This window comes from Rhodobacter capsulatus SB 1003, assembly GCF_000021865.1.
Taxonomy (GTDB): domain Bacteria; phylum Pseudomonadota; class Alphaproteobacteria; order Rhodobacterales; family Rhodobacteraceae; genus Rhodobacter; species Rhodobacter capsulatus_B.
In genome coordinates this window covers 3,695,837-3,717,381 of sequence record NC_014034.1, presented here as the reverse complement: position 1 = coordinate 3,717,381, position 21,545 = coordinate 3,695,837, and the positions used below count along the sequence as shown (strand labels likewise).

Sequence of the window (21,545 nt, the reverse complement as noted above, 5' to 3'; positions counted from 1 at the left end):
ATGCCTGAGCCGGTGTTACCTGCAGGAAGGACCCCGCGCAACGACATCGGCATGACGAAACTCCTGACCTTCCTTGGCCTTGAATCGAGCTGCGACGACACGGCCGCAGCGGTGGTGCGTGCGGATGGCACGGTTCTGGCCTCGATCGTGGCGGGGCAGACCGCCCTGCATGCGCCCTTTGGCGGCGTCGTGCCCGAGATCGCCGCGCGGGCGCATGCCGAAAAGCTCGATCGCTGCGTCGAGGAGGCCCTGGCCGAGGCCGGGCTTCGGCTTTCCGATCTCGACGGCATCGCCGTGACCTCGGGTCCGGGGCTGATCGGCGGGGTGATGTCGGGGGTGATGTGCGCGCGTGGGCTTGCCGCCGGGACCGGGTTGCCGCTGGTGGGGGTGAACCATCTGGCGGGCCATGCGCTGACGCCGCGGCTGACCGACGGGCTTGCGTTCCCCTATCTGATGCTGCTGGTCTCCGGCGGGCATTGCCAGTTTCTCCTGGTGCGCGGGCCGGACAGTTTTTCCCGCCTTGGCGGCACGATCGACGACGCCCCGGGCGAGGCCTTCGACAAGGCGGCGAAGCTTCTCGGCCTGCCGCAGCCCGGCGGCCCCGCGGTCGAGGCCGAGGCCGCCAAGGGCAATCCGAAGGCGTTCCGGTTTCCGCGTCCGCTCTTGGACCGGCCCGGCTGCGATCTGTCGTTTTCCGGGCTGAAGACCGCGCTTCTGCGCGCCCGCGATACGGAAATTGCCGCCCATGGCGGGCTTTACCGGCAGACCCGCGCCGATCTTTGCGCGGGCTTCCAGCAGGCGATTGCCGATGTGCTGGCGGAAAAGACCCGCCGGGCGCTGGCGGTTTATCTGGAAACCGCGCCCGCGGAACCCGCCTTGGCCGTGGCCGGGGGGGTGGCGGCGAACAAGGCGATTCGCGCGGCGCTGGAACAGCTTTGCGCCGGGCAGGGGGTGCGTTTCACCGCGCCGCCGCTGCGGCTTTGCACCGACAATGCGGCGATGATCGCCTGGGCGGGGATCGAGCGGTTCCGGCTCGGGCTGGCAAGCCCGGCCGATCTGATCGCCCGGCCGCGCTGGCCGCTGGATGCTGCGGCGCCCGCGATGCTTGGCTCGGGCAAGAAGGGGGCCAAGGCATGACGATTGCGGTTCTGGGGGCAGGGGCGTTCGGCACGGCGCTGGCGATATCGCTCGCCCAACGCGGGCCGGTGCTGCTCTGGGCCCGCGATGCCGCGCAGGTGGCCGAGATGCGCGAAAGCCGTCGCAACGACCGGCGTCTGCCGGGGGCCGTGCTGCCCGAAGTCCTGACCGTGACCGACCGGATCGAAGATGCCGCGGGCTGCGATATCGTGCTGCTGGGCGTGCCGATGCAGAAGATGGGCGGTTTCCTGAGCGAAAACGCCGGGTTGCTTGACGGCAAGGTGCTCGTCTCCTGCTCGAAGGGGATTGATCTGGCCACCGGGCGCGGCTCGGTGGCGCTGATCGAGGCGGCCTGTCCGGGCGCCTTGGCCGCCGTTCTGACCGGGCCAAGTTTTGCCGCCGATATCGCGCGCGGGTTGCCCACCGCGCTGACGCTGGCCTGCCGGACCGATGCGCCCGATCTGCAGGCGCGGCTCTCCACCCCGACGCTGCGGCTTTACCGCACCACCGACACGATCGGCGCCGAACTGGGCGGCGCCTTGAAAAACGTCATCGCCATCGCCGCCGGGGTGGTGATCGGGGCGAATTTGGGCGATTCCGCCCGCGCCGCGCTGATGACCCGCGGCTTTGCCGAGATGAACCGGCTGGCGATGAAACTGGGCGCCCGGCCCGAGACGCTGATGGGCCTTTCCGGCTTTGGCGATCTGGTGCTGACCTGCACCTCGTTGCAATCGCGCAATTTCCGTTACGGGATCGCGCTGGGCAGTGGCTCGGCCTTTGATCCCGGCGTGACGGTCGAGGGCGCCGCCACCGCCCGGGCCGTCACCGGACTGGCGCGGGACCATGGCCTCGAGATGCCGATCGCCGCGATGATCGCCGCGCTTTGCGCGCAAAAGATTTCCGTTGCCGACGCCGTTACGGCGCTGCTCTCTCGCCCGCTGAAGGAGGAATGAATGCTTTACGCCGTGATCTGCAAGGACAAGCCCGGGGCGCTGCAAACGCGGCTCGACACCCGCGCCGCGCATCTGGCCTATATCGAGACGACCGGCATCGTGAAAATGGCCGGGCCGTTTCTCGAGGCGGGGCAGATGTGCGGCTCGCTGGTGATTCTGGACTGCGAGAGCCTGGACGCCGCGCAGGCCTGGGCCGCGGGCGATCCCTATGCGGCAGCCGGGCTCTTCGAATCTGTCAGCGTCACCGAATGGAAAAAGGTGATCGGCTGATGGCGAAATGGCTCTTCAAATCCGAGCCCGACGTCTGGTCCTGGGACATGCAGGTGGCCAAGGGCGCGGAGGGCGAAGAGTGGCATGGGGTGCGCAACTATCTGGCGCGCAACAACATGCGGGCGATGCAGCTGGGCGATCAGGGGTTCTTCTACCATTCCAACATCGGCAAGGAGGTCGTCGGCATCGTCGAGGTCTGCGCGCTGAGCCATCCCGATTCGACCACCGAGGATCCGCGCTGGGATTGCGTCGATATCCGGGCGCTGCGGCCGCTCGCCCGGCCGGTGACGCTGGCCACGGTCAAGGCCGATCCGCGGCTGGCGCAGATGGCGCTGGTCACGTCGATGCGGCTGTCGGTGCAGCCGGTCACGGAAGAGGAATGGAAGATCGTCTGCGAGCTGGGCGGTGTTGCGCCCTGACACGCGAAAGCGTTGCAGCCCACACGAAAAACCGGAGGGCCCCGGCACCCCTACCAGGACCCTCCTTCACCCCACGTGCTCCCCTACGCACCACACGTGAAACTTTATACGGGTCCTGGCCATACTGGCCGTTGCACCCTTTTTACGTGAACGGGTGATTCCCCGCAATCGCGCAGTCCGAACAATATGATGCAATCCCAAGCGCTTCATCGCAGGGGTTGGTTAACCACACCGCGGCGGCGCGGGGCGGCGTCCTTGTCAGGCCGGGCTTTCGCGCTAAGTCTTGCCCATGTCCGATTTCATCCTCGTCGCCCATGGTTTCCCCTCGAACCCCGATCCGGCCGAGGCCGCGCTGACTGCGCTGGCGCAACAGGTCGGCGCGCGCCTGCCCGGAACCCGGGTGCTGGCGGCGACGCTGGCGAAGCCCGGGGCGCTGGCGCGCGTGCTGGAAACCCTGCCCCGGGCGCGGATCTATCCGTTCTTCATGGCCGAGGGCTGGTTCACCTCGCGGCAATTGCCGCGCCGACTGGCCGATCTGGGCAGCCGGGCGGAGATCCTCTCGCCCTTCGGCGCCGATCCCGGCCTGCCCGCGCTGGTGGTGAAAACGGTCGCAGAGGCCGGTCCGGGCGATCTGATCCTGTGCGCGCATGGCTCGCAGGTGGCGCGCAGCTCGCGGATGGCGACGATGGCGATGGCCGAGCGAATCGGCGCCCATCTGCCCGGTCGGCGCATCGCCACGGCCTTCCTCGAGGAAGATCCGCATCTGCGCGACATCGCGGCGCAGCATCCCGAGGCGCTCTGTCTGCCCTTTTTCGCCCTGCGCGCCGGTCATGTCGCGCAGGACATTCCCGAAGCGCTTGCCGAGGCGGGGTTTCGCGGCCGCCTGCTGCCCGCCATCGGCGAGCGTCCCGAGGTCGCCGATCTGATCGCCGCCGCGCTGCGCCGGGCCTGAAAGTGTTTGTCACACAGCTGTCATATATCTTTTGCATAAGCGTCACGACAGGAGCCTAGAGGGGTTGCCAAGGTCTTAACGGCCCTTCCAGATCTTCAGGAGTGATCCATGACTTTCGTGAAATTCGGCGTCTCGGCGCTTGCCATCGTTGCCGCCTCGGCCACCGGCGCTGCCGCGCGTGACCAGATCCAGGCGGCCGGTTCGTCGACCGTTCTGCCCTATGCCACCATCGTTGCCGAAGCCTTCGGCGAAAACTTCGATTTCAAGACCCCGGTCGTCGAAGGCGGCGGTTCGGGCGCGGGCCGCAAGAAGCTGTGCGAAGGCGTGGGCGAAAACACCATCGACATCGCCAACTCCTCCTCGCGCATCAAGCAATCGGACATCGACACCTGCAAGGCGAACGGCGTCGACGAGATCATGGAAGTCCGCATCGGCTATGACGGCATCGTCTTCGCCTCCGACATCAAGGGCCCGGACTTCGCCTTCACCCCCGCCGACATCTTCGGCGCGATCTCGGCCAAGGTGGTGAAAGACGGCAAGCTGGTCGACAACACCGCCAAGACCTGGGCCGAGGTGAACGCCAAGCTGCCCGCGCAAGACATCCTGACCTTCATCCCGGGCACCAAACATGGCACCCGCGAGGTCTTCGACATCGAAGTGCTGGAAGAAGGCTGCAAGGCCACCGGCGCCTATGATCTTTACATGGCGACGGCCGAAGGCGCCGACGAGGATGCGAAGAAAAAAGACGTCGTGAAGAAATGCGGCGCGCTGCGCACCGATGGCGTGGCCGTGGACATCGACGGCGACTACACCGAGACGCTGTCGCGCATCGACGCCAACAAGAACGCCATCGGTGTCTTCGGACTGTCGTTCTATCAGAACAACACCGACAAGCTGCGCGTCGCCACCATCAATGGCATCGTCCCCTCGACCGAGACGATCGCCAAGGGCGACTATCCGGTGTCGCGTCCGCTCTACTTCTACGTCAAGAAGGCGCATCTGGGCGTGATCCCGGGCCTGAAGGAATTCATCACCTTCTTCGTCTCCGACGAGATGGCCGGCCCGGAAGGCCCGCTGGCCGCTTACGGCCTGGTTTCGGACCCGGAACTGGCCGCGACCCAGGCGATGGTCGAGGCGGAAACCCCGATGGGGCCGCTGAAATAATCGAACCTCGGGGGGCGCCTGCGGGCGCCTCCCTTCCCTTGTTGCGGATGAACACATGACCCCCGGTCTTCTTGCGCTGATCGTGCTCGCCCTTGCCTGCGGCGGCTTTTTTCTGGGCCGGTTTCGGGCCCTGCAACTGGTCGGCAAGGATCTGCGCCTGTTGCATTCCCTTCCCGGTTATTATGGCCAGACGGTGGCGCTCTTCGCCTCCGTGCCTGCCCTGGCGCTGATGGCGGCCTGGCTTTTGGCGCAGCCGGTGGTGATCGACAGCCGGATTTCCGCGATGATCCCGGCCGCCGATCTGCCGCAGGGGTCCAGCCGCGATCTTGTCATGGCGGATGTGCGCCGCATCGCCGGGGGCATCGACCTGATGCTGGCCGACGGCCACCTGACCGAGGCCGACCTGCATGACATGCGTGCCGATTTCAGCGACATCCGCTCGCGCATGGCCGATGTCGGCATCGCGCTGGGCGCGAATGTGCAGCCCTCGATCTTCGAGGCCGCCAAGGACTGGCGCCATCTGACCGGTTTCGGGCGTCTCGCGATGACGGCGCTGACGCTGGCCGCGTCGCTCGGCGGCTTTGCCTTCGCGATCCTGCGCATCCATCCCGAGTTCCGCGCCCGCAACGTCTCTGAAACCTTCCTGCGCTGGCTGCTCATCGCCGCCTCGCTGGTGGCGATCGGCACCACGGTCGGCATCGTGCTGTCGCTGGTCTTCCAGACCGTGCATTTCTTCCAGCTCTATCCGTTCCGGGACTTCTTCTTCTCGCTGAGCTGGAACCCGAAATTCGGCGGCGGGTCCGATCTGTCGATCTGGCCGCTGGTTTGGGGCACGCTTTACGTCTCCTTCATCGCGCTGGCCGTGGCGGTGCCGGTGGGGCTTTTCGCGGCGATCTATCTGGCCGAATATGCCTCGAAACAGGTGCGCTCCATCGCCAAGCCGCTTCTGGAGGTGCTGGCGGGCATCCCGACCATCGTTTACGGGCTTTTCGCGCTGATCACCGTCGGGCCGCTGCTGCGCGACTGGGTCGCCCAGCCGCTGGGGCTTGGCTCTTCCTCCTCCTCGGTGATGACGGCCGGTCTGGTGATGGGGGTGATGATCATTCCCTTCGTCTCCTCGCTGTCCGATGACATCATCAACGCGGTGCCGCAATCCTTGCGCGACGGGTCCTTCGCCATGGGCGCGACGCAATCCGAGACGGTGAAACAGGTGATCCTGCCCGCGGCGCTGCCCGGCATCGTCGGCGCCATCCTGCTGGCCGCCTCGCGCGCCATCGGCGAGACGATGATCGTCGTTCTGGGTGCGGGCGCGGCCGCCAAACTCTCGATGAACCCGTTCGAGGCGATGACCACCGTCACGGTGAAGATCGTCAGCCAGCTGACCGGCGACACCGAATTCGCCTCGCCTGAAACCCTTGTCGCCTTCGCGCTGGGGCTGACGCTGTTCATCTTCACGCTGGTGCTGAACGTCCTTGCGCTGGTGATCGTGCGCAAATACCGGGAGCAATACGAATGACCATGGTCGAGACTTCCGCGCCGCGGTCGCTTTACACCGCCGATGCCCGCACCAAGGCCCGCAATGCCGCCGAAAAGCGCTTCCGCATCTACGGCATCACCGCCGTCGTCATCGGCCTGCTGGCGCTGGTGGTGCTGCTGTCCTCGGTGCTTGGCTCGGGTCTGGGCGCGTTTCGGCAGACCGTGCTGAGCCTGCCGATCACGCTGGATGCCAAGGCGCTTGACCCCAAGGGTAACCGCGACCCGGCCGAGATGGCCAAGGCGACGACCGTCACCTATGGCAAGCTGATCACCAAGGCGCTGGAAGCGGTGGTGACCGAAAAGAACCTGGCCCCGGGCATGAAGACCAAGGCGATCGGCGAGCTGATCTCCAAGGAGGCGCCCGCCGGGCTGCGCGATCTGGTTCTGGCCGATCCCGAACTGGTCGGCACCACGATCACCTATGACGTGCTGGCCTCGGGCCGGGTCGACGGCTTCTTCAAGGGCCGGGTGACGATGGAAAGCGCCGCGCTGGACAGCAACATCACCCCCGAACAGCTGCAACTGGCCGAAAAGCTGCGCGACGCGGGGCTGTTGAAACTGGCCTTCAACACCGGCTTCCTGACCAACCCGGATGCCTCGGAACTGCGGCCCGAATCCGCGGGCCTCGGCGTCGCCATCCTCGGCTCGATCTACATGATGGTGCTGGTGCTGTGTCTGGCGCTGCCGATCGGGGTTGCCGCCTCGATCTATCTGGAAGAATTCGCGCCGAAGAACCGTTTCACCGACCTGATCGAGGTGAACGTGGCGAACCTGGCCGCCGTGCCCTCGATCGTCTACGGCATCCTCGGCCTTGCCGCCTTCATCAACTTCGCCGGCATGCCGCAAAGCTCGCCGCTCGTCGGCGCGCTGGTGCTGACGCTGATGACGCTGCCGCGGATCATCATTCCCACCCGGGCCGCACTGAATGCCGTGCCGCCCTCGATCCGCGAAGCCGCGCTGGGCGTCGGCGCCTCGAAGACGCAGACGATCTTCCATCACGTCCTGCCGCTGGCTGTGCCCGGCATCCTGACCGGGGCGATCATCGGTCTGGCGCAGGCTTTGGGCGAAACCGCGCCGCTTCTGCTGATCGGCATGGTCGCCTTCGTGAAAGACTACCCGGCCGCCCCGCCCGAGGGCATCCTCGATCCGGCCTCGGCGATCCCGGTGCAGATCTACAACTGGACGCAACGCGCCGATCCGGCCTTTGTCGAACGGGCTTCGGGCGCGATCATCGTGCTGCTGATCTTCCTTCTGATGATGAACTCCCTTGCCGTGATCTTGCGGCGCAAATTCGAACGGCGGTGGTAAGAAATGAACAACATGCGACTGACGGAGAGAGCCGTGACCACCGACGTGACGAAATTCACCGCCCGCAAGGTGCAGGTCTATTATGGGGCCTCGCATGCGATCAAGGATGTGGACATCGACATCCTCGACAAGACGGTGACGGCGTTCATCGGCCCCTCGGGCTGCGGGAAATCGACCTTCCTGCGCTGTCTGAACCGGATGAACGACACGATCGACATCTGCCGCGTCGAGGGCGCGATCCAGCTGGATGGCGAGGATATCTACGACAAGAAGGTCGATCCGGTGCAGCTGCGCGCCCGGGTGGGGATGGTGTTCCAAAAGCCGAACCCGTTCCCGAAGTCGATCTATGACAACGTGGCCTATGGGCCGAAGATCCACGGTCTGGTCCGCAACAAGGCCGAGCTGGACGAGGTCGTCGAAAGTGCTTTGCGCAAGGCCGCGCTCTGGAACGAGGTCAAGGACCGTCTGACCGCCCCCGGCACCGGGCTTTCGGGCGGGCAACAGCAACGCCTGTGCATCGCCCGCGCCGTCGCCACCTCGCCCGAGGTGCTTTTGATGGACGAACCCTGTTCGGCGCTCGACCCGATCGCCACCGCCCAGGTCGAAGAGCTGATCGACGAGCTGCGCAGCAACTTCTCGGTCGTCATCGTCACCCATTCGATGCAGCAGGCCGCCCGGGTCAGCCAGCGCACGGCCTTCTTCCACCTTGGAAATCTGGTCGAGTTCGGCGAAACCGGACAGATCTTCACCAATCCGCGCGATCCCCGCACGGAAAGCTACATCACCGGCCGTATCGGTTGAGGAAAGATCCCATGTCACAGCATATCGTTTCATCCTTCGACCGGGATCTCGAGTCGGTTCAGGCGATGGTCGTCAAGATGGGGGGGCTTGTCGAAACCCAGGTTCTCGATGCCGCCCAGGCGCTGGAAGAACGCGACGAGGAACTGGCCGAAACCGTCCGCCTGCGCGACAAGCAGGTGGATGCGCTGGAAGAGCAGATCAACACCGAAGCCGCGCGGCTGATCGCGCTGCGCGCCCCGCATGCCACCGATCTGCGCATCGCGCTGACGGTGATCAAGATCTCGGGCAATCTGGAGCGCGTCGGCGATTATGCCAAGAACATCGCCAAGCGGTCCAAGGTGATCGCCGACCTGCCGTCGATCAACGGCTCTTCGGGGGCGATCCGGCGCATGGCCTCGGAGGTCGAGGGCATGCTGAAGGATTCGATCGACAGCTTCATCCAGCGCGATGCGACACTGGCCGCCGATGTCCGCGCCCGCGATGTTGCGATCGACCAGATGTACAATGCGCTGTTTCGCGAATTCCTGACCTACATGATGGAAGATCCGCGCAACATCACCCCCTGCATGCATCTGCATTTCATCGCCAAGAACATCGAGCGGATGGGCGATCTGTGCACCTCGATCGCGGAACAGGTGACCTATCTGGTCACCGGCCAGATGCCCGAGGAGCCGCGGCCGAAATCCGATGGCGTGGTGGCCGTCAAGCCGCTGGAGAGCTGATCGATGAGTCCTGCGCAACAGCCCTGTGTGCTGGTGGTCGAGGACGAATCGGCGCAACGCGAAGTTCTGCAATACAACCTGGAGGCCGAGGGCTTCCGGGTGGTGATGGCAGTGAACGGCGACGAGGCGCTGTTGTTCCTGCGCGAGGAAAAGCCCGATCTTGTCGTGCTCGACTGGATGTTGCCGAATGTCTCGGGCATCGAGATCTGCCGCCGGGTCAAGGCCAATCCGGAAACCCGCTCGATCCCGATCATCATGCTTTCGGCCCGGTCCGAGGAAAGCGACCGGGTGCGGGGGCTGGAAACCGGCGCCGATGATTACGTGGTGAAGCCCTATTCGGTGGTCGAGCTGATGGCCCGGCTGCGCACGCAGCTGCGCCGGACGCGCCCGGCCACGATGGGCGAGCGGCTGGTCTTCGACGACATCATTCTCGATGCCGCCGAGCACCGGGTTTTCCGCGACGGTCAGCCGCTGAAACTGGGTCCGACCGAGTTCCGGCTTCTGTCGACGCTGATGGAAAAGCCGGGCCGGGTCTGGACGCGCGATCAGCTGCTCGACCGGGTCTGGGGGCGCGACATCTATGTCGACACCCGCACCATCGACGTGCATGTGGGGCGGCTGCGCAAGGCGCTGATGGTGAATGGCGGCGCCGATCCCGTGCGCACCGTGCGCGGAACCGGCTACAGCCTGGGCTGATCAGCGGTCTTGCAGAAAGACATCGACCTCGGCGCGGGTCGGGATGGCGGCGGCCGTTCCGGCCCGCGTCACTTTCAGCGCCGAGGCCCCGGCGGCCAGCCGCAAGGCTTCGGGCGGCGTCATCCCCTCGGCCAGACCGGCGACCAGATAGCCCGCGAACGTATCCCCCGCGGCGGTGGTGTCGACGGGCGTGACCTTGAAGGCCGGTTGTTCCTGCGCGGTTTTCCCCGCCAGATCATGCCAGACCGCCCCCTTGGCACCATGGGTCACGCAGACTGCTGGCACCGGCAGGGCCTCGAGCGTCGTGCCGAGCGCCTCGCACAGCTGCGCCGCCTCGACCGCGTTCAGAAGCAGAAGATCGAGATCGGCCAGCACCTTGCGCACCGCTTCCGCCTCGAACGGCGCGGCGGAATAGGCGACCTTGACACCGCGGGCTTTCGCCAGAGCGACCGCCTCGATCTGGGCCGAGGTCTCGTTCTGCATCAGCATCCAGTCGCCCGCCGCGGCCCCGGCCAGCGCGGTCTCGACCGCCGTCGGCGGCACCGCCCGGTTTGCCCCCGGGAAAAGCACGATCGAATTTTCCCCCGCGGCATCGACCATGATGATCGCATGGCCCGAGGCCAGATCGACCTCGGCCACATGGGCGCAATCGACGCCATCGGCGGCAAGTTCCGCCCGCATCCAGGCGCCATCGGCCCCGGTCGCGCCGATGTGGCGCACCACCGCCCCGGCCCGCGCCGCCGCCACCGACTGGTTCGCCCCCTTGCCGCCCAGCCCCCGGTCATAACCGGTCGCGGCCAGCGTTTCCCCCGCAAGGGTCAGATGCGGCAGGCGGTAAAAGTGGTCGGCATTGATCGAGCCGAGGTTGAAGATGGTCATGGGTCTTCTCCGGGGTCTTGACCCGGGCCGAGACGCCCCGGCCCGGAGGGGTTCTCAGCGTTTCAGCCCCAGACGGCTGGCCGAGAGAGCCGCCATATGCAGGATGTCGTTCACTGTGGCACGATTCGAACAGATCTGCACAGAATGCTGAATGCCGGTCAGGATCGGGCCGATCACCGTCGCCCCCGCCATTTCCTGCATCAGCTTCACCGAGATCGAGGCCGAATGCCGCGCGGGCACCACCAGGATATTCGCGGGCCCGGTCAGACGGCAGAACGGATAATGCTTCATCATCTCGGGGTTCAGCGCGACATCGACGGCCATCTCGCCGTCATATTCGAAATCGACGCCACGTTCATCCAGCACCTGCGGCGCCACATGCATCTTCATCGCGCGTTCCGACACCGGATACCCGAAAGTCGAGAACGAGGCGAAGGCGACCCGCGGATCGATGCCCAAGCCCCGCGCCACCCGCGCCCCGGCCATGGCGATATCGGCCAGATCGTTTTCATCGGGCCATTCATGCACCAGCGTATCGCCGATGAAGACGACCTTGCCCTTGTGCAACAGCGCGGTGATCCCCACCGCCCCATCCGAGGGCTTGGCATCGATCACCTTGTTGATCAGTTCCAGCACATGCGCCGATTTCCGGGTGGCCCCGGTGATCATGCCGTCGCCGTGCCCATGCACCAGCATCAGCGCGGCAAAGACATGCCGGTCCCGGGTGGCGAGCTTGTGCGCATCTTCCCGGTCCATCCCTTGCCTCTGCAGACGGCGATAGAGGAAATCCTTGTAGGTATCCATGTGCTTGCAATTCGTCGAATTGACGATCTGCAATTCGCGGAAGGCATCGCCGATCCCGGCGGCTTCGAGCTGTTCCTTGACATGCGACTCGCGCCCCACGACCAGCGCCGTGCCCATGCCGCCGCGCTGATAGGCGACGGCCGCGCGCAGCACCCGCGGATCGTCGCCCTCGGCAAAGATCATCCGCGCCTGCGCCTGCCGCGCCCGGGCATGGATGCCCTGCAGGATCGAGGCGGTCGGGTCCATCCGCGCCTTCAGACTTTGCGCATAGCCCTCCATGTCTATGATCGGACGGCGGGCAACCCCGGTATCCATCCCGGCCTTGGCCACGGCGGGCGGGATCAGATAGATCAGCCGCGGGTCAAAGGGCGTCGGAATGATGTAATCGCGCCCGAAGGTCAGCTTGCGGCCGTAAGCCATCGCGACCTCGTCCGGCACGTCCTCGCGCGCCAGCGCCGCCAGCGCCTTGGCACAGGCGATCTTCATCTCGTCATTGATCGCGCGGGCATGAATGTCCAAGGCACCGCGGAAGAGATAGGGGAAGCCCAGCACGTTGTTGACCTGGTTCGGATAATCCGACCGGCCGGTGGCGACGATCGCATCGGGGCGGACCGAATGCGCTTCCTCGGGGGTGATTTCCGGGTCCGGGTTCGCCATCGCGAAGATCACCGGATTGTCGGCCATCGAGGCAACCATCTCCGGCGTCACCGCGCCCTTGGCCGAAACGCCGAGGAACACATCGGCGCCCCGCATCGCCTCTTCCAGCGTGCGCGCCTCGGTATTGGCCGCATGGGCCGATTTCCACTGGTTCATGCCCTCGGTCCGGCCCTGCCAGATCACGCCCTTGGTGTCGCACATGATGCAATTGTCATGCTTGGCGCCCATGGTCTTGATCAGCTCGAGGCAGGCGATCCCCGCCGCCCCCGCGCCGTTCAGCACGATCTTGCAGTCTTCGATCTTCTTGCCCGAGATTTCGAGCGCATTGAGCAGCCCCGCCGCGCAGATCACCGCCGTGCCGTGCTGGTCGTCATGGAACACCGGAATGTCCATCATCTCTTTCAGCCGCTGCTCGATGATGAAGCATTCGGGGGCCTTGATGTCCTCAAGGTTGATGCCGCCGAAGGTCGGGCCCATCAGGCTGACCGCCTTGATGATTTCTTCCGGGTCTTCGGTGGCCAGTTCGATGTCGATCGCGTTCACGTCGGCAAAGCGCTTGAACAGCACCGCCTTGCCTTCCATCACCGGCTTGCTGGCCAGCGCGCCAAGGTTGCCCAGACCCAGGATCGCCGTGCCGTTCGAGATCACCGCCACCATGTTGCCCTTGTTGGTGTAGTCATAGGCGGTCTCGGGGCGTTCGGCGATGGCTTCGACCGGAACCGCAACGCCGGGGGAATAGGCCAGGCTCAGATCCCTCTGCGTGGTCATCGGCTTCGAGGCGACGACCTCATATTTCCCCGGCACGGGGTCGAGGTGATAGGCCAGCGCCTCTTCGGGCGTGACGCGGTTCTTGGTGGACATGGGCCAGACTCCTCCAGTGGGCGCTTTTTCCTTATCCCCCTTGCGGCGCTGCCTCAATCGGTTTGCACGGGGGTGCGGCGTTTAATAAGTTGCGCGCGGCAGGGGGAAACCATGACAAGCGAAACCGTGACGCCGATGATGGCGCAATATCTGGCGATCAAGCAGGCGAACCCGGGGGCGCTGCTGTTCTACCGGATGGGCGATTTCTACGAGATGTTCTTTGACGATGCCGTGGCGGCGGCGGCGGCGCTGGATATCGCGCTGACCAAACGCGGCCTGCATCTGGGCGAGGAAATCCCGATGTGCGGCGTGCCGATCCTTGCCGCCGAGGGCTATCTTCTGACGCTGATCCGCAAGGGCTTCCGCGTGGCGATCGCCGAGCAGCTGGAAGATCCGGCCGAGGCGAAAAAGCGCGGCTCGAAATCGGTGGTGCGGCGCGATGTGGTGCGGCTCGTCACGCCCGGAACGCTGACCGAGGAAAGCCTGCTGGAAGCGCGGCGTCACAACTACCTGGCCGCCTGGGCCGAGCTGCGCGACGAGGGTGCCTTGGCTTGGGCCGATATTTCCACGGGCGAGTTCCGGGTGATGCCCTGTCCGCTTGCGCGTCTGGGGCCCGAGCTGGCGCGGCTGGCCCCGCGCGAAGTGCTGGTGAGCGAGGCGAAAGAGGCCGATTGTGCCGGAATAGTCTCTGATCTGCGGGCCTCCCTGACCCCCTTGGCGCGGTCGAGTTTCGACAGTCAGGGCGCGGAAAAGCGGCTCTGTGATCTCTTTGCCGTTGGGTCTTTGGATGCCTTCGGGGCGTTTTCGCGGGCGGAAATCTCTGCGATGGGCGCCTTGGTCGATTATCTTGATCTGACGCAGCGGGGGAAACTGCCGCTTCTGGCGCGGCCCCTGCGCGAGGAGGCGGGCAGTCTGGTGCAGATCGACGCCGCGACCCGGCGCAATCTGGAACTGACGCAGGCGCTGTCGGGCGGGCGCGAGGGCTCGCTTCTGGCCGCGATCGACCGCACCGTGACGGCGGCGGGGGCGCGGCTTCTGGAACGGCGGATTTCGGCCCCCTCGCGCGATCTGGCGCAGATCCACGCGCGGCATGATGCGGTGCGGTTTCTGCTGGAACAGGGTCGATTTGCCGAAGATCTGCGCGATGCCCTGCGGCGCTGCCCCGACATCGACCGGGCGCTCAGCCGCCTTGCGCTCGACCGCGGCGGCCCCCGCGATCTGGCCGCGATCCGCAACGGGCTGGAACAGGCGGGCCGCATCGCCGAGCGTCTGGCCGCGACCGAAGCCCCCGCGCTTCTGGCCGAGGCCGGGGCGCGGCTTCTGGGTCACGACGACCTTGTGGCGCTGCTTGATGCCGCCTTGGTCGCGGAACCGCCGCTTCTCGCCCGCGATGGCGGCTTCATCGCGACGGGCTACGAGCCGGAACTCGATGACACCCGGCAGCTGCGCGACGAAGGCCGCGGCGTCATCGCCCGGATGCAGGCCGATTACATCACCGAAACGGGGATTTCTTCGCTGAAGATCAAGCACAACAATGTGCTGGGCTATTTCATCGAGACCACCTCGACCCATGCGGAAAAGATGCTGGCCCCGCCACTTTCGGCGCGCTTCATCCACCGGCAGACGACGGCCAATCAGGTCCGCTTCACCACGCTTGACCTGAGCGAGCTGGAAACCCGGATCCTGAACGCGGGCAACCACGCGCTTGAAATCGAAAAGCGGCTCTATGACAGCCTGAAAGGCGCGATTCTGGCCGCCGCCGGGCCGATTTCCGAAACCGCCCGGGCGCTGGCCGAGATCGACCTGACCGCCGCCTTCGCCGATCTGGCCGCCGCCGAGGATTGGGTCGAACCCATGGTCGATCAAAGCCACGCCTTCGAGATCGAGGGCGGCCGTCATCCCGTTGTGGAAGCCGCGCTGAAACGGCAGGGCGAGCCCTTCATCGCGAATGATTGCGCCCTGACCTCTGGCGCCACCCCGGCGATCTGGCTGCTGACGGGGCCGAACATGGCAGGCAAATCGACCTTCCTGCGGCAGAATGCGCTGATCGCGCTGCTGGCGCAGGCGGGCAGTTTCGTCCCCGCCCGGCGTGCCCATATCGGCCTTGTCAGCCAGCTTTTCAGCCGCGTCGGTGCCGCCGACGATCTGGCGCGCGGCCGGTCGACCTTCATGGTCGAGATGGTCGAAACCGCCGCCATCCTCAATCAGGCCGATGACCGGGCGCTGGTGATTCTCGATGAAATCGGCCGCGGCACCGCGACTTATGACGGGCTCTCGATCGCCTGGGCGGTGCTGGAACATCTGCACGGGGTGAACCGCTGCCGCGCGCTTTTCGCCACCCATTACCATGAAATGACCGCGCTTTCGGCCAAGCTGGACGGCGTCGAAAACGCCACCGTCGCGGTCAAGGAATGGCACGGCGAGGTGATCTTCCTGCACGAGGTGAAGAAAGGCGCGGCCGACCGGTCCTATGGCGTGCAGGTGGCGAAACTGGCGGGCCTGCCCGAAAGCGTCGTCGCCCGCGCCCGCGTGGTGCTGGATGCGCTGGAAAAGGGCGAACGCGAGGGCGGCAAGAAACAGGCGATCATCGACGATCTGCCGCTTTTCGCGCTGGCCCCGCCGCCCGCGCCCGCCGCCCCGCCGGCGAAATCCGCGGTCGAGGAGCAGCTGCGCGGCCTGCACCCCGACGAGATGACGCCCCGCGAAGCGATGGACGCGCTTTACGCCCTGCGCGCCCTTCTGAAAGACTGATCTTTATCTTGCTGAAAATATCCTGGGGGTCCGGGGGCCCGGCCTGCCTCAGGCTTTCGGCATCGAACTCACGCCGACTTTCGCCGGACGCAGCAGACGGTCGTGCAGCAGGAAGCCGTCGTCCATCACCTGAATGATGTCACCCGCCACCGTGCCCGGCAGCGGCGCCTCGAACATCGCTTCATGCAGCAGCGGGTCGAACTTGTCGCCCACCTTCGGCTGGATCGCAACGATCCCGTGCCGCGCGAAGACGTTCAGCAGCTCGCGTTGGGTCAGCTCGACCCCTTCGATCAGCGCGGGCGCCGCCGCGCGGACCTCTTCGCCCGCCGCATCCAGCGCACGCTTGAGCGCATCGAACACCGGCAGCATGTCGCGCGACAGTTTCGAGCCGCCATATTGCTCGGCCTCGCGCCGGTCGCGGTCCGCCCGCTTGCGCGCGTTTTCGGCATCGGCCAGCGCCCGCATGAAGCGGTCGCGCAGCTCGTCGCGTTCGGCGCGCAGCATTTCCAGCTCGTCCTGCTCGTCGCCCAAAGCCGCGGCCAGCGCCTCGTCCAGATGCGCCTGATCCTCTGCCATTTCGTCCTTCTTCTCGGTCATCCGTTCACCCTTTGCCCCGGCCGGCCAGCATCCGCCCGACCAGTTGCGCCGTATAATCCACGATCGGCACGATCCGCCCGTAGTTGAGCCGGGTGGGGCCGATGACCCCCACCGCGCCGATGATCTTTCGATCCGCGTTCATATAGGGAGAGACCACCAAAGAGGAACCCGAAAGTGAGAAGAGTTTGTTCTCCGACCCGATAAAAATGCGCACGCCTTCGCCGTCCTCGGTCAGATCGAGGAATTCGGCGATGTCGCGTTTGCGTTCCAGATCGTCGAAAAGCGTCCGGATCCGGTCCAGATCGCCCTCGGGCTCCAGCAGATTCGACCGGCCGCGGACGATCAGCCGCTCCCACGGTTCGCCCTGATCGGCCCATTGCGCCAGCCCGCTTTCGACCATTTCGGCGGCCAGCGCATCCAGTTCCTGCCGCCTTGCGGCAATCTCCACGGCGATTTCGCGGCGCAGATCGGAGAGCGTCTTGCCCTCGGCCAGCGCATTGAGAAAATTCGCCGCCTCGCGCATCGAGGAGGGCGTCTGCCCGGCGGGGGGCGTGAAGACGCGGTTTTCCACCTGGCCATCGGCCATCACCAGCACGACCAGGGCCCGGTCCGGCGCCAGCGAGACGAATTCGATATGCCGGATCGGCGCCTCGGTCTTCGGCGCCAGCACCAGGCTGGCCCCATGCGTCAGCCCCGAGAGCGCCGAGCCCACCCGGTCGAGCAGCGATCCCACGTCAGGTTCCGCCGCGCCCACCGTGGCTTCAAGCGCGGCGCGGTCGGTCGCCTGAACCTCGCTCACCTCCATGAAACCATCGACGAACATCCGCAGCCCCATCTGCGTCGGCACCCGCCCGGCCGAGACATGCGGGCTGCCAAGCAGACCCAGATATTCCAGATCCTGCATCACGTTGCGGATCGTCGCCGCCGAGAGCTTTTCGCTCATCAGCCGGGTCAGCGTGCGCGACCCCACGGGATCGCCGGTTTCCAGATAGCCCTCGACCACCCGGCGAAACACCTCGCGGGAGCGGTCGTTCAAGTCCGAGATCAACTGGTTCTGGTTCGTCATGGCCACGCTTTGCATTATTGCGGGGAAAGCTTTTCCGTCAATCGTGCCTTCGGGGTTGCATCGGGTCTTCTGCCGTTTCAAATGGGGTCAAATCCAGCGAAAGGACAGCCCATGCGCCCCTCTGGCCGCAATCTTGCCGATATCCGTTCCATTTCCATCGAAACCGGCGTGACGAAACATGCCGAAGGCTCGGTGCTGATCAAGATGGGGGACACCCATGTTCTGTGCACCGCGACGATCGAGGACAAGGCGCCCTCGTTCCTCAAGGGCTCGGGCCTTGGCTGGGTGACGGCGGAATACGGGATGCTGCCGCGCGCGACGAATTCGCGCAACCGCCGCGAGGCGGCGGCGGGCAAGCAATCGGGCCGCACGCAGGAAATCCAGCGTCTGATCGGCCGCGCCTTGCGGGCGGGGATCGACCGCTCCGCGCTGGGCGAGCGGCAGATCGTGGTGGATTGTGACGTGCTGCAGGCCGATGGCGGCACCCGTTGCGCCTCGATCACCGGCGGTTGGGTGGCGCTGCGTCTCGCCGTGAACAAGCTGCTGAAATCGGGGCTGATCGTGTCGGACCCGATCATCGATCATGTCGCGGCGATTTCCTGCGGCATCTATGCCGGTCAGCCGATCGCCGATCTGGATTACGCCGAGGACAGCGAGGCCGGCGTGGACGGCAACTTCATCCTGACCGGGCGCGGCCGTCTGGTCGAGGTGCAGATGACCGCCGAGGGCTCGACCTTCTCGCGCGAAGAGATGACGAAATTGCTCGATCTGGCCGAGGCCGGGGTGGCGCAGCTCGTCGCGGCGCAAAAGGCGGCGATCGCATGAGGGCTTTCACCGAAAAGCGTCTGCTGGTGGCGACCCACAACAAGGGCAAGCTCGCGGAAATGCGCGATCTTCTGGCCCCTTACGGGGTCGAGGTCGTCGGTGCCGCCGAGATGAACCTGCCCGAACCGGCCGAGACCGAAACCACCTTTGTCGGCAATGCCCGGATCAAGGCGCATGCGGCGGCCAAGGCCACCGGCCTGCCCGCGCTGTCTGACGACAGCGGCATCGAGGTTGACGCGCTGGATGGCGCCCCGGGCGTTTACACCGCCGATTGGGCGGAAACGCCGAACGGCCGCGATTTCGTGCAGGCGATGACCCGGACCTGGGCCGAATGCGAGGCGAAGAATGCCCCCTTTCCGCGCAGGGCCCGGTTCCGTTCGACCCTCGTTCTGGCCTGGCCCGACGGGCATGACGAGGTGTTCGAGGGAAGCGCCGAGGGGCAATTGGTCTGGCCGATGCGCGGCGCGCAGGGGCACGGCTATGATCCGATGTTCCAGCCCGAGGGGTTCGACGTGACCTTTGCGGAAATGGACCCCGCGCAGAAGAACGAGATTTCCCACCGTGCGGATGCGTTCCGCAAATTCGTCAAGGTCATGGAGGCAAAATGACTCGTGTCAACATTTCGGGCGGCTCGCCGTATGAGCCGAAACTGGGCTATTCCCGCGCCGTGGTGCAGGGCGACTGGTGCTTTGTCGCGGGCACGACCGGCGTCGATCCGGTGACGAAGACCTTCCCGGAGTCCGTGCTGGAACAGGCGCAAAACACGCTGGCGACGATCAAATCGGTGCTGGAAGGCGCGGGTTTCTCGCTGAGCAATGTCGTGCGGGCGAATTACATCATCACCGATGCCGCCTATATGGAAGAGATCATCCCGGCGCTGTCGGCGACCTTCGGCGAGATCCGTCCGGCGGCGACGATGATCGTGGCGGGGCTGGTGAACCCGGCGATGAAGATCGAGATCGAAGTCACGGCCTTCAAAGGATGAGTGACGACTGGCGGCACGGGGGCTTTGGCCTTTACCTCCACTGGCCCTTTTGTGCCGCCAAATGCCCCTATTGCGACTTCAACAGCCATGTTGCGGCGGCGATCGATCACGACCGCTGGCTGCGGGCTTACCTGGCGGAAATCGACCGGATCGGTGCCGAAACGCAGGGTCGCGTGCTCAATACGGTGTTTTTCGGCGGCGGCACGCCGTCCCTGATGGCGCCCGAGACGGTGGCGGCGGTGATTGACCGGATCCGCGCCACCTGGCCCACGGCGAATGATCTGGAAATCACGCTCGAGGCCAATCCGACCAGCATCGATGCGGGCAAGTTCCGGGCTTTTGCCCAAGGCGGCGTGACCCGGCTGTCCATGGGCATGCAGGCGATGGACGATGACAGCCTGCGCCGTCTGGGCCGGATGCATAGCGCGGCCGAGGGGCGGGCGGCGTTCGACATCGCCCGGGCGCATTTTCCCCGTGTCAGCTTCGATCTGATCTATGCCCGGCAGGGGCAAGGCCTCGACGATTGGGCGCGCGAATTGCGCGGGGCGCTCTCGATGGCGGTCGATCACTTCTCGCTTTACCAGCTGACGATCGAGGATGGCACCGCCTTCGGGCGGCTTTTCGCGGCGGGCAAGCTGCGGGATCTGCCCGAGGACGATCTGGCCGCCGACATGTATCTGAAAACACAGGAAATCTGTGATGCGGCCGGGCTGCCCGCCTATGAGGTCTCGAACCATGCCCGGCCCGGTGCCGAATGTCGGCACAATCTGGTTTACTGGCGCTATGGCGATTATGCCGGGATCGGCCCCGGCGCGCATGGGCGGCTGACGCTGGGCGGTGTCCGTCATGCGACCGAGGCGCCGAAAGCCCCCGCCGACTGGCTGGACCGGGTCGAGCGTCTGGGCAATGGCGAGATGCCGCGAGAACCGCTTGAGCGGCAGGAACAGGCGACCGAATTCCTGCTGTTCGGGCTGCGGCTGGCCGAGGGGATCGACCCGACCCGTTACGAACGCCTCTCGGGGCAGGCGCTGCCCGCGCTGGCCCTGGCCGATCTGGAGGCGATGGGGATGATCGCGCGCGACGCCGGGCGCATCCGGGCGACGGCACAGGGGCGCGCCGTGCTCAATGCGGTGATTCGCGCGCTGATGCCCTGAGGTTCAGGGCTGGACATCGCCCTCGGCCGCCAGCAGATCGGCCCAGCCCTCCGCCCCGGACATCCGCACGATCAGCTGATCGGCTTCGCCAAAGGCATCGACCGTGCCATCGGGATGCGCCCAGATTTCGACCATGTGGTCCATGCGCAGATGCAGCTCCAGCCCCGGATCGAGGACGTTGATCCAGGGCCCGGCCTCCAGCACCCGGACGATCACGCCCGAATGCCGCTCGATGCAGCCGGGGTTGCCGACCGCGAAATCCACCGGCACGGCGGTTTCGGCGGCCCGGACCATCAGCCGCTCGATCGCGCCTTTGGCCAGCCGACGCGCCGCGATCTGGCCCTCGCGCAGGGGGGGGACCCGGCTCAGATCCGACCAGAGATCGGCGGCCGGATCGGTGGGCGCGGGCGTGAACTCCTGGCCTTGATCCTCCAGCCGCAGCGCAGCGACCAGCGGCGCCCAGGCCTCGGCCGTCGACTCGTCGCGCAGGTGGATCTTGTGCACCGCCTCGCCCGCGGCATCGAAGATCTGGATCGAGCGTTTCGGCCCCTTCGGTCCGGCCTCGTCCAGCGCGAAAGCATGCTGCCACTGCGCGCAGAGCAGCGTCAGATCGATCGGCGGGTTGACGATCCGGGCGATCTTGCCGGGCTGATAGCCGTCATAGCAGCCGACCTTTTCCAGCACGCAGCTGTCATTGCGGGTCAGCGCCATGACCTGACCCAGCGCGGCAAGGCCGGGCAGGATCCGGTTCGGATCGGCGGAAATCCGGGTCGCGGTGGTGCCGACGAAAGCGGCGCAAAGCGCGGCTTCGGGGAGGCCAAGCCCTTCGGCGAAATCGCGGGCATAAAGGCGCGGCTTGCGGGCACGGGCGGTGCGGATCTGCTCTGGGGTGATGGCCGTCATGGCGGTCCCTCCGGTGGGCTTCGGTCGCCCGAAGAGCTACCGCAGAGCCGGAGCGACCGAAAGTCCGGAGGTGATCCGCACGGCCGGGCGCGGCAATTCGATCCG

At 66.0% G+C, this 21,545-nt stretch carries 21 protein-coding genes; 16 read left to right on the top strand and 5 right to left on the bottom strand.

Going from position 1 to position 21,545, the window contains the following annotated elements; all coding sequences use genetic code 11:
- The first annotated feature begins 51 nt into the window (after positions 1–51).
- From tsaD to phoB, 11 genes are all read left to right on the top strand, one after another.
- Complete coding sequence (gene tsaD, locus RCAP_RS17360) at positions 52–1,137, top strand: tRNA (adenosine(37)-N6)-threonylcarbamoyltransferase complex transferase subunit TsaD (protein WP_013069204.1); 1,086 nt, start codon at positions 52–54, stop codon at positions 1,135–1,137.
- Positions 1,134–2,090, top strand: a complete 957-nt coding sequence (locus tag RCAP_RS17355; protein ID WP_013069203.1) for an NAD(P)H-dependent glycerol-3-phosphate dehydrogenase — start codon at positions 1,134–1,136, stop codon at positions 2,088–2,090. The genes tsaD and RCAP_RS17355 overlap by 4 nt, the downstream gene beginning before the upstream one ends.
- Positions 2,091–2,360 (top strand): YciI family protein, encoded by a 270-nt coding sequence (locus RCAP_RS17350; protein ID WP_013069202.1) that lies wholly within the window; start codon positions 2,091–2,093, stop codon positions 2,358–2,360.
- Positions 2,360–2,779, top strand: a complete 420-nt coding sequence (locus RCAP_RS17345; RefSeq protein ID WP_013069201.1) for an EVE domain-containing protein — start codon at positions 2,360–2,362, stop codon at positions 2,777–2,779. Before RCAP_RS17350 ends, RCAP_RS17345 begins: the two co-directional genes overlap by 1 nt.
- A 289-nt stretch (positions 2,780–3,068) precedes the next feature.
- Positions 3,069–3,731 (top strand): CbiX/SirB N-terminal domain-containing protein, encoded by a 663-nt coding sequence (locus RCAP_RS17340; protein WP_013069200.1) that lies wholly within the window; start codon positions 3,069–3,071, stop codon positions 3,729–3,731.
- Between the two features lie 108 nt (positions 3,732–3,839).
- Entirely contained in the window at positions 3,840–4,895 is a 1,056-nt protein-coding gene (locus RCAP_RS17335; protein ID WP_013069199.1) for a substrate-binding domain-containing protein, read from the top strand.
- 55 nt (positions 4,896–4,950) lie between these two features.
- Positions 4,951–6,411 (top strand): phosphate ABC transporter permease subunit PstC, encoded by a 1,461-nt coding sequence (pstC, locus tag RCAP_RS17330; protein WP_013069198.1) that lies wholly within the window; start codon positions 4,951–4,953, stop codon positions 6,409–6,411.
- Complete coding sequence (gene pstA / locus RCAP_RS17325) at positions 6,408–7,739, top strand: phosphate ABC transporter permease PstA (protein ID WP_013069197.1); 1,332 nt, start codon at positions 6,408–6,410, stop codon at positions 7,737–7,739. Before pstC ends, pstA begins: the two co-directional genes overlap by 4 nt.
- Positions 7,740–7,751: 12 nt before the next feature.
- Complete coding sequence (gene pstB / locus RCAP_RS17320) at positions 7,752–8,540, top strand: phosphate ABC transporter ATP-binding protein PstB (protein ID WP_373995825.1); 789 nt, start codon at positions 7,752–7,754, stop codon at positions 8,538–8,540.
- Between the two features lie 11 nt (positions 8,541–8,551).
- On the top strand, positions 8,552–9,262 hold the full coding sequence (gene phoU / locus RCAP_RS17315; RefSeq protein WP_013069195.1) for a phosphate signaling complex protein PhoU: 711 nt from the start codon (positions 8,552–8,554) through the stop codon (positions 9,260–9,262).
- 3 nt (positions 9,263–9,265) lie between these two features.
- Complete coding sequence (phoB, locus tag RCAP_RS17310) at positions 9,266–9,958, top strand: phosphate regulon transcriptional regulator PhoB (RefSeq protein ID WP_013069194.1); 693 nt, start codon at positions 9,266–9,268, stop codon at positions 9,956–9,958.
- Here phoB and RCAP_RS17305 read toward each other — a convergent pair whose 3' ends face one another.
- Together RCAP_RS17305 and RCAP_RS17300 are read right to left on the bottom strand one after the other, a co-directional pair.
- A complete protein-coding gene (locus RCAP_RS17305) occupies positions 9,959–10,837 on the bottom strand; it encodes a ribokinase (RefSeq protein ID WP_013069193.1) in 879 nt (292 codons plus the stop codon).
- A 54-nt stretch (positions 10,838–10,891) separates the two neighbouring features.
- A complete protein-coding gene (locus RCAP_RS17300) occupies positions 10,892–13,159 on the bottom strand; it encodes an NADP-dependent malic enzyme (protein WP_013069192.1) in 2,268 nt (755 codons plus the stop codon).
- A 111-nt stretch (positions 13,160–13,270) separates the two neighbouring features.
- On the opposite strand from RCAP_RS17300, the gene mutS reads away from it, so the two are divergent.
- On the top strand, positions 13,271–15,910 hold the full coding sequence (gene mutS / locus RCAP_RS17295) for a DNA mismatch repair protein MutS (protein WP_013069191.1): 2,640 nt from the start codon (positions 13,271–13,273) through the stop codon (positions 15,908–15,910).
- Between the two features lie 48 nt (positions 15,911–15,958).
- Here mutS and RCAP_RS17290 read toward each other — a convergent pair whose 3' ends face one another.
- Together RCAP_RS17290 and hrcA are read right to left on the bottom strand one after the other, a co-directional pair.
- Complete coding sequence (locus RCAP_RS17290) at positions 15,959–16,507, bottom strand: nucleotide exchange factor GrpE (protein ID WP_013069190.1); 549 nt, start codon at positions 16,505–16,507, stop codon at positions 15,959–15,961.
- Between the two features lie 4 nt (positions 16,508–16,511).
- Complete coding sequence (gene hrcA, locus RCAP_RS17285; protein ID WP_013069189.1) at positions 16,512–17,573, bottom strand: heat-inducible transcriptional repressor HrcA; 1,062 nt, start codon at positions 17,571–17,573, stop codon at positions 16,512–16,514.
- A 111-nt stretch (positions 17,574–17,684) separates the two neighbouring features.
- Here hrcA and rph point away from each other — a divergent pair, with 111 nt between their 5' ends.
- From rph to hemW, 4 genes are read left to right on the top strand one after another with little or no spacing between them, the layout of a single operon-like run.
- The gene (gene rph, locus RCAP_RS17280) at positions 17,685–18,398 is read left to right on the top strand and encodes a ribonuclease PH (RefSeq protein WP_013069188.1); all 714 of its coding nucleotides are present in this window, start codon (positions 17,685–17,687) and stop codon (positions 18,396–18,398) included.
- Positions 18,395–19,006, top strand: a complete 612-nt coding sequence (rdgB, locus tag RCAP_RS17275; RefSeq protein WP_013069187.1) for an RdgB/HAM1 family non-canonical purine NTP pyrophosphatase — start codon at positions 18,395–18,397, stop codon at positions 19,004–19,006. The genes rph and rdgB overlap by 4 nt, the downstream gene beginning before the upstream one ends.
- A complete protein-coding gene (locus RCAP_RS17270) occupies positions 19,003–19,383 on the top strand; it encodes a RidA family protein (protein ID WP_013069186.1) in 381 nt (126 codons plus the stop codon). The genes rdgB and RCAP_RS17270 overlap by 4 nt, the downstream gene beginning before the upstream one ends.
- A complete protein-coding gene (hemW, locus tag RCAP_RS17265; protein ID WP_013069185.1) occupies positions 19,380–20,537 on the top strand; it encodes a radical SAM family heme chaperone HemW in 1,158 nt (385 codons plus the stop codon). Before RCAP_RS17270 ends, hemW begins: the two co-directional genes overlap by 4 nt.
- Before the next feature lie 3 nt (positions 20,538–20,540).
- Here hemW and RCAP_RS17260 read toward each other — a convergent pair whose 3' ends face one another.
- Positions 20,541–21,440 carry a ChuX/HutX family heme-like substrate-binding protein gene (locus RCAP_RS17260; RefSeq protein ID WP_013069184.1) on the bottom strand — a complete coding sequence of 300 codons (900 nt, stop codon included), beginning with the start codon at positions 21,438–21,440 and terminating at the stop codon, positions 20,541–20,543.
- Positions 21,441–21,545 lie beyond the last annotated feature (105 nt).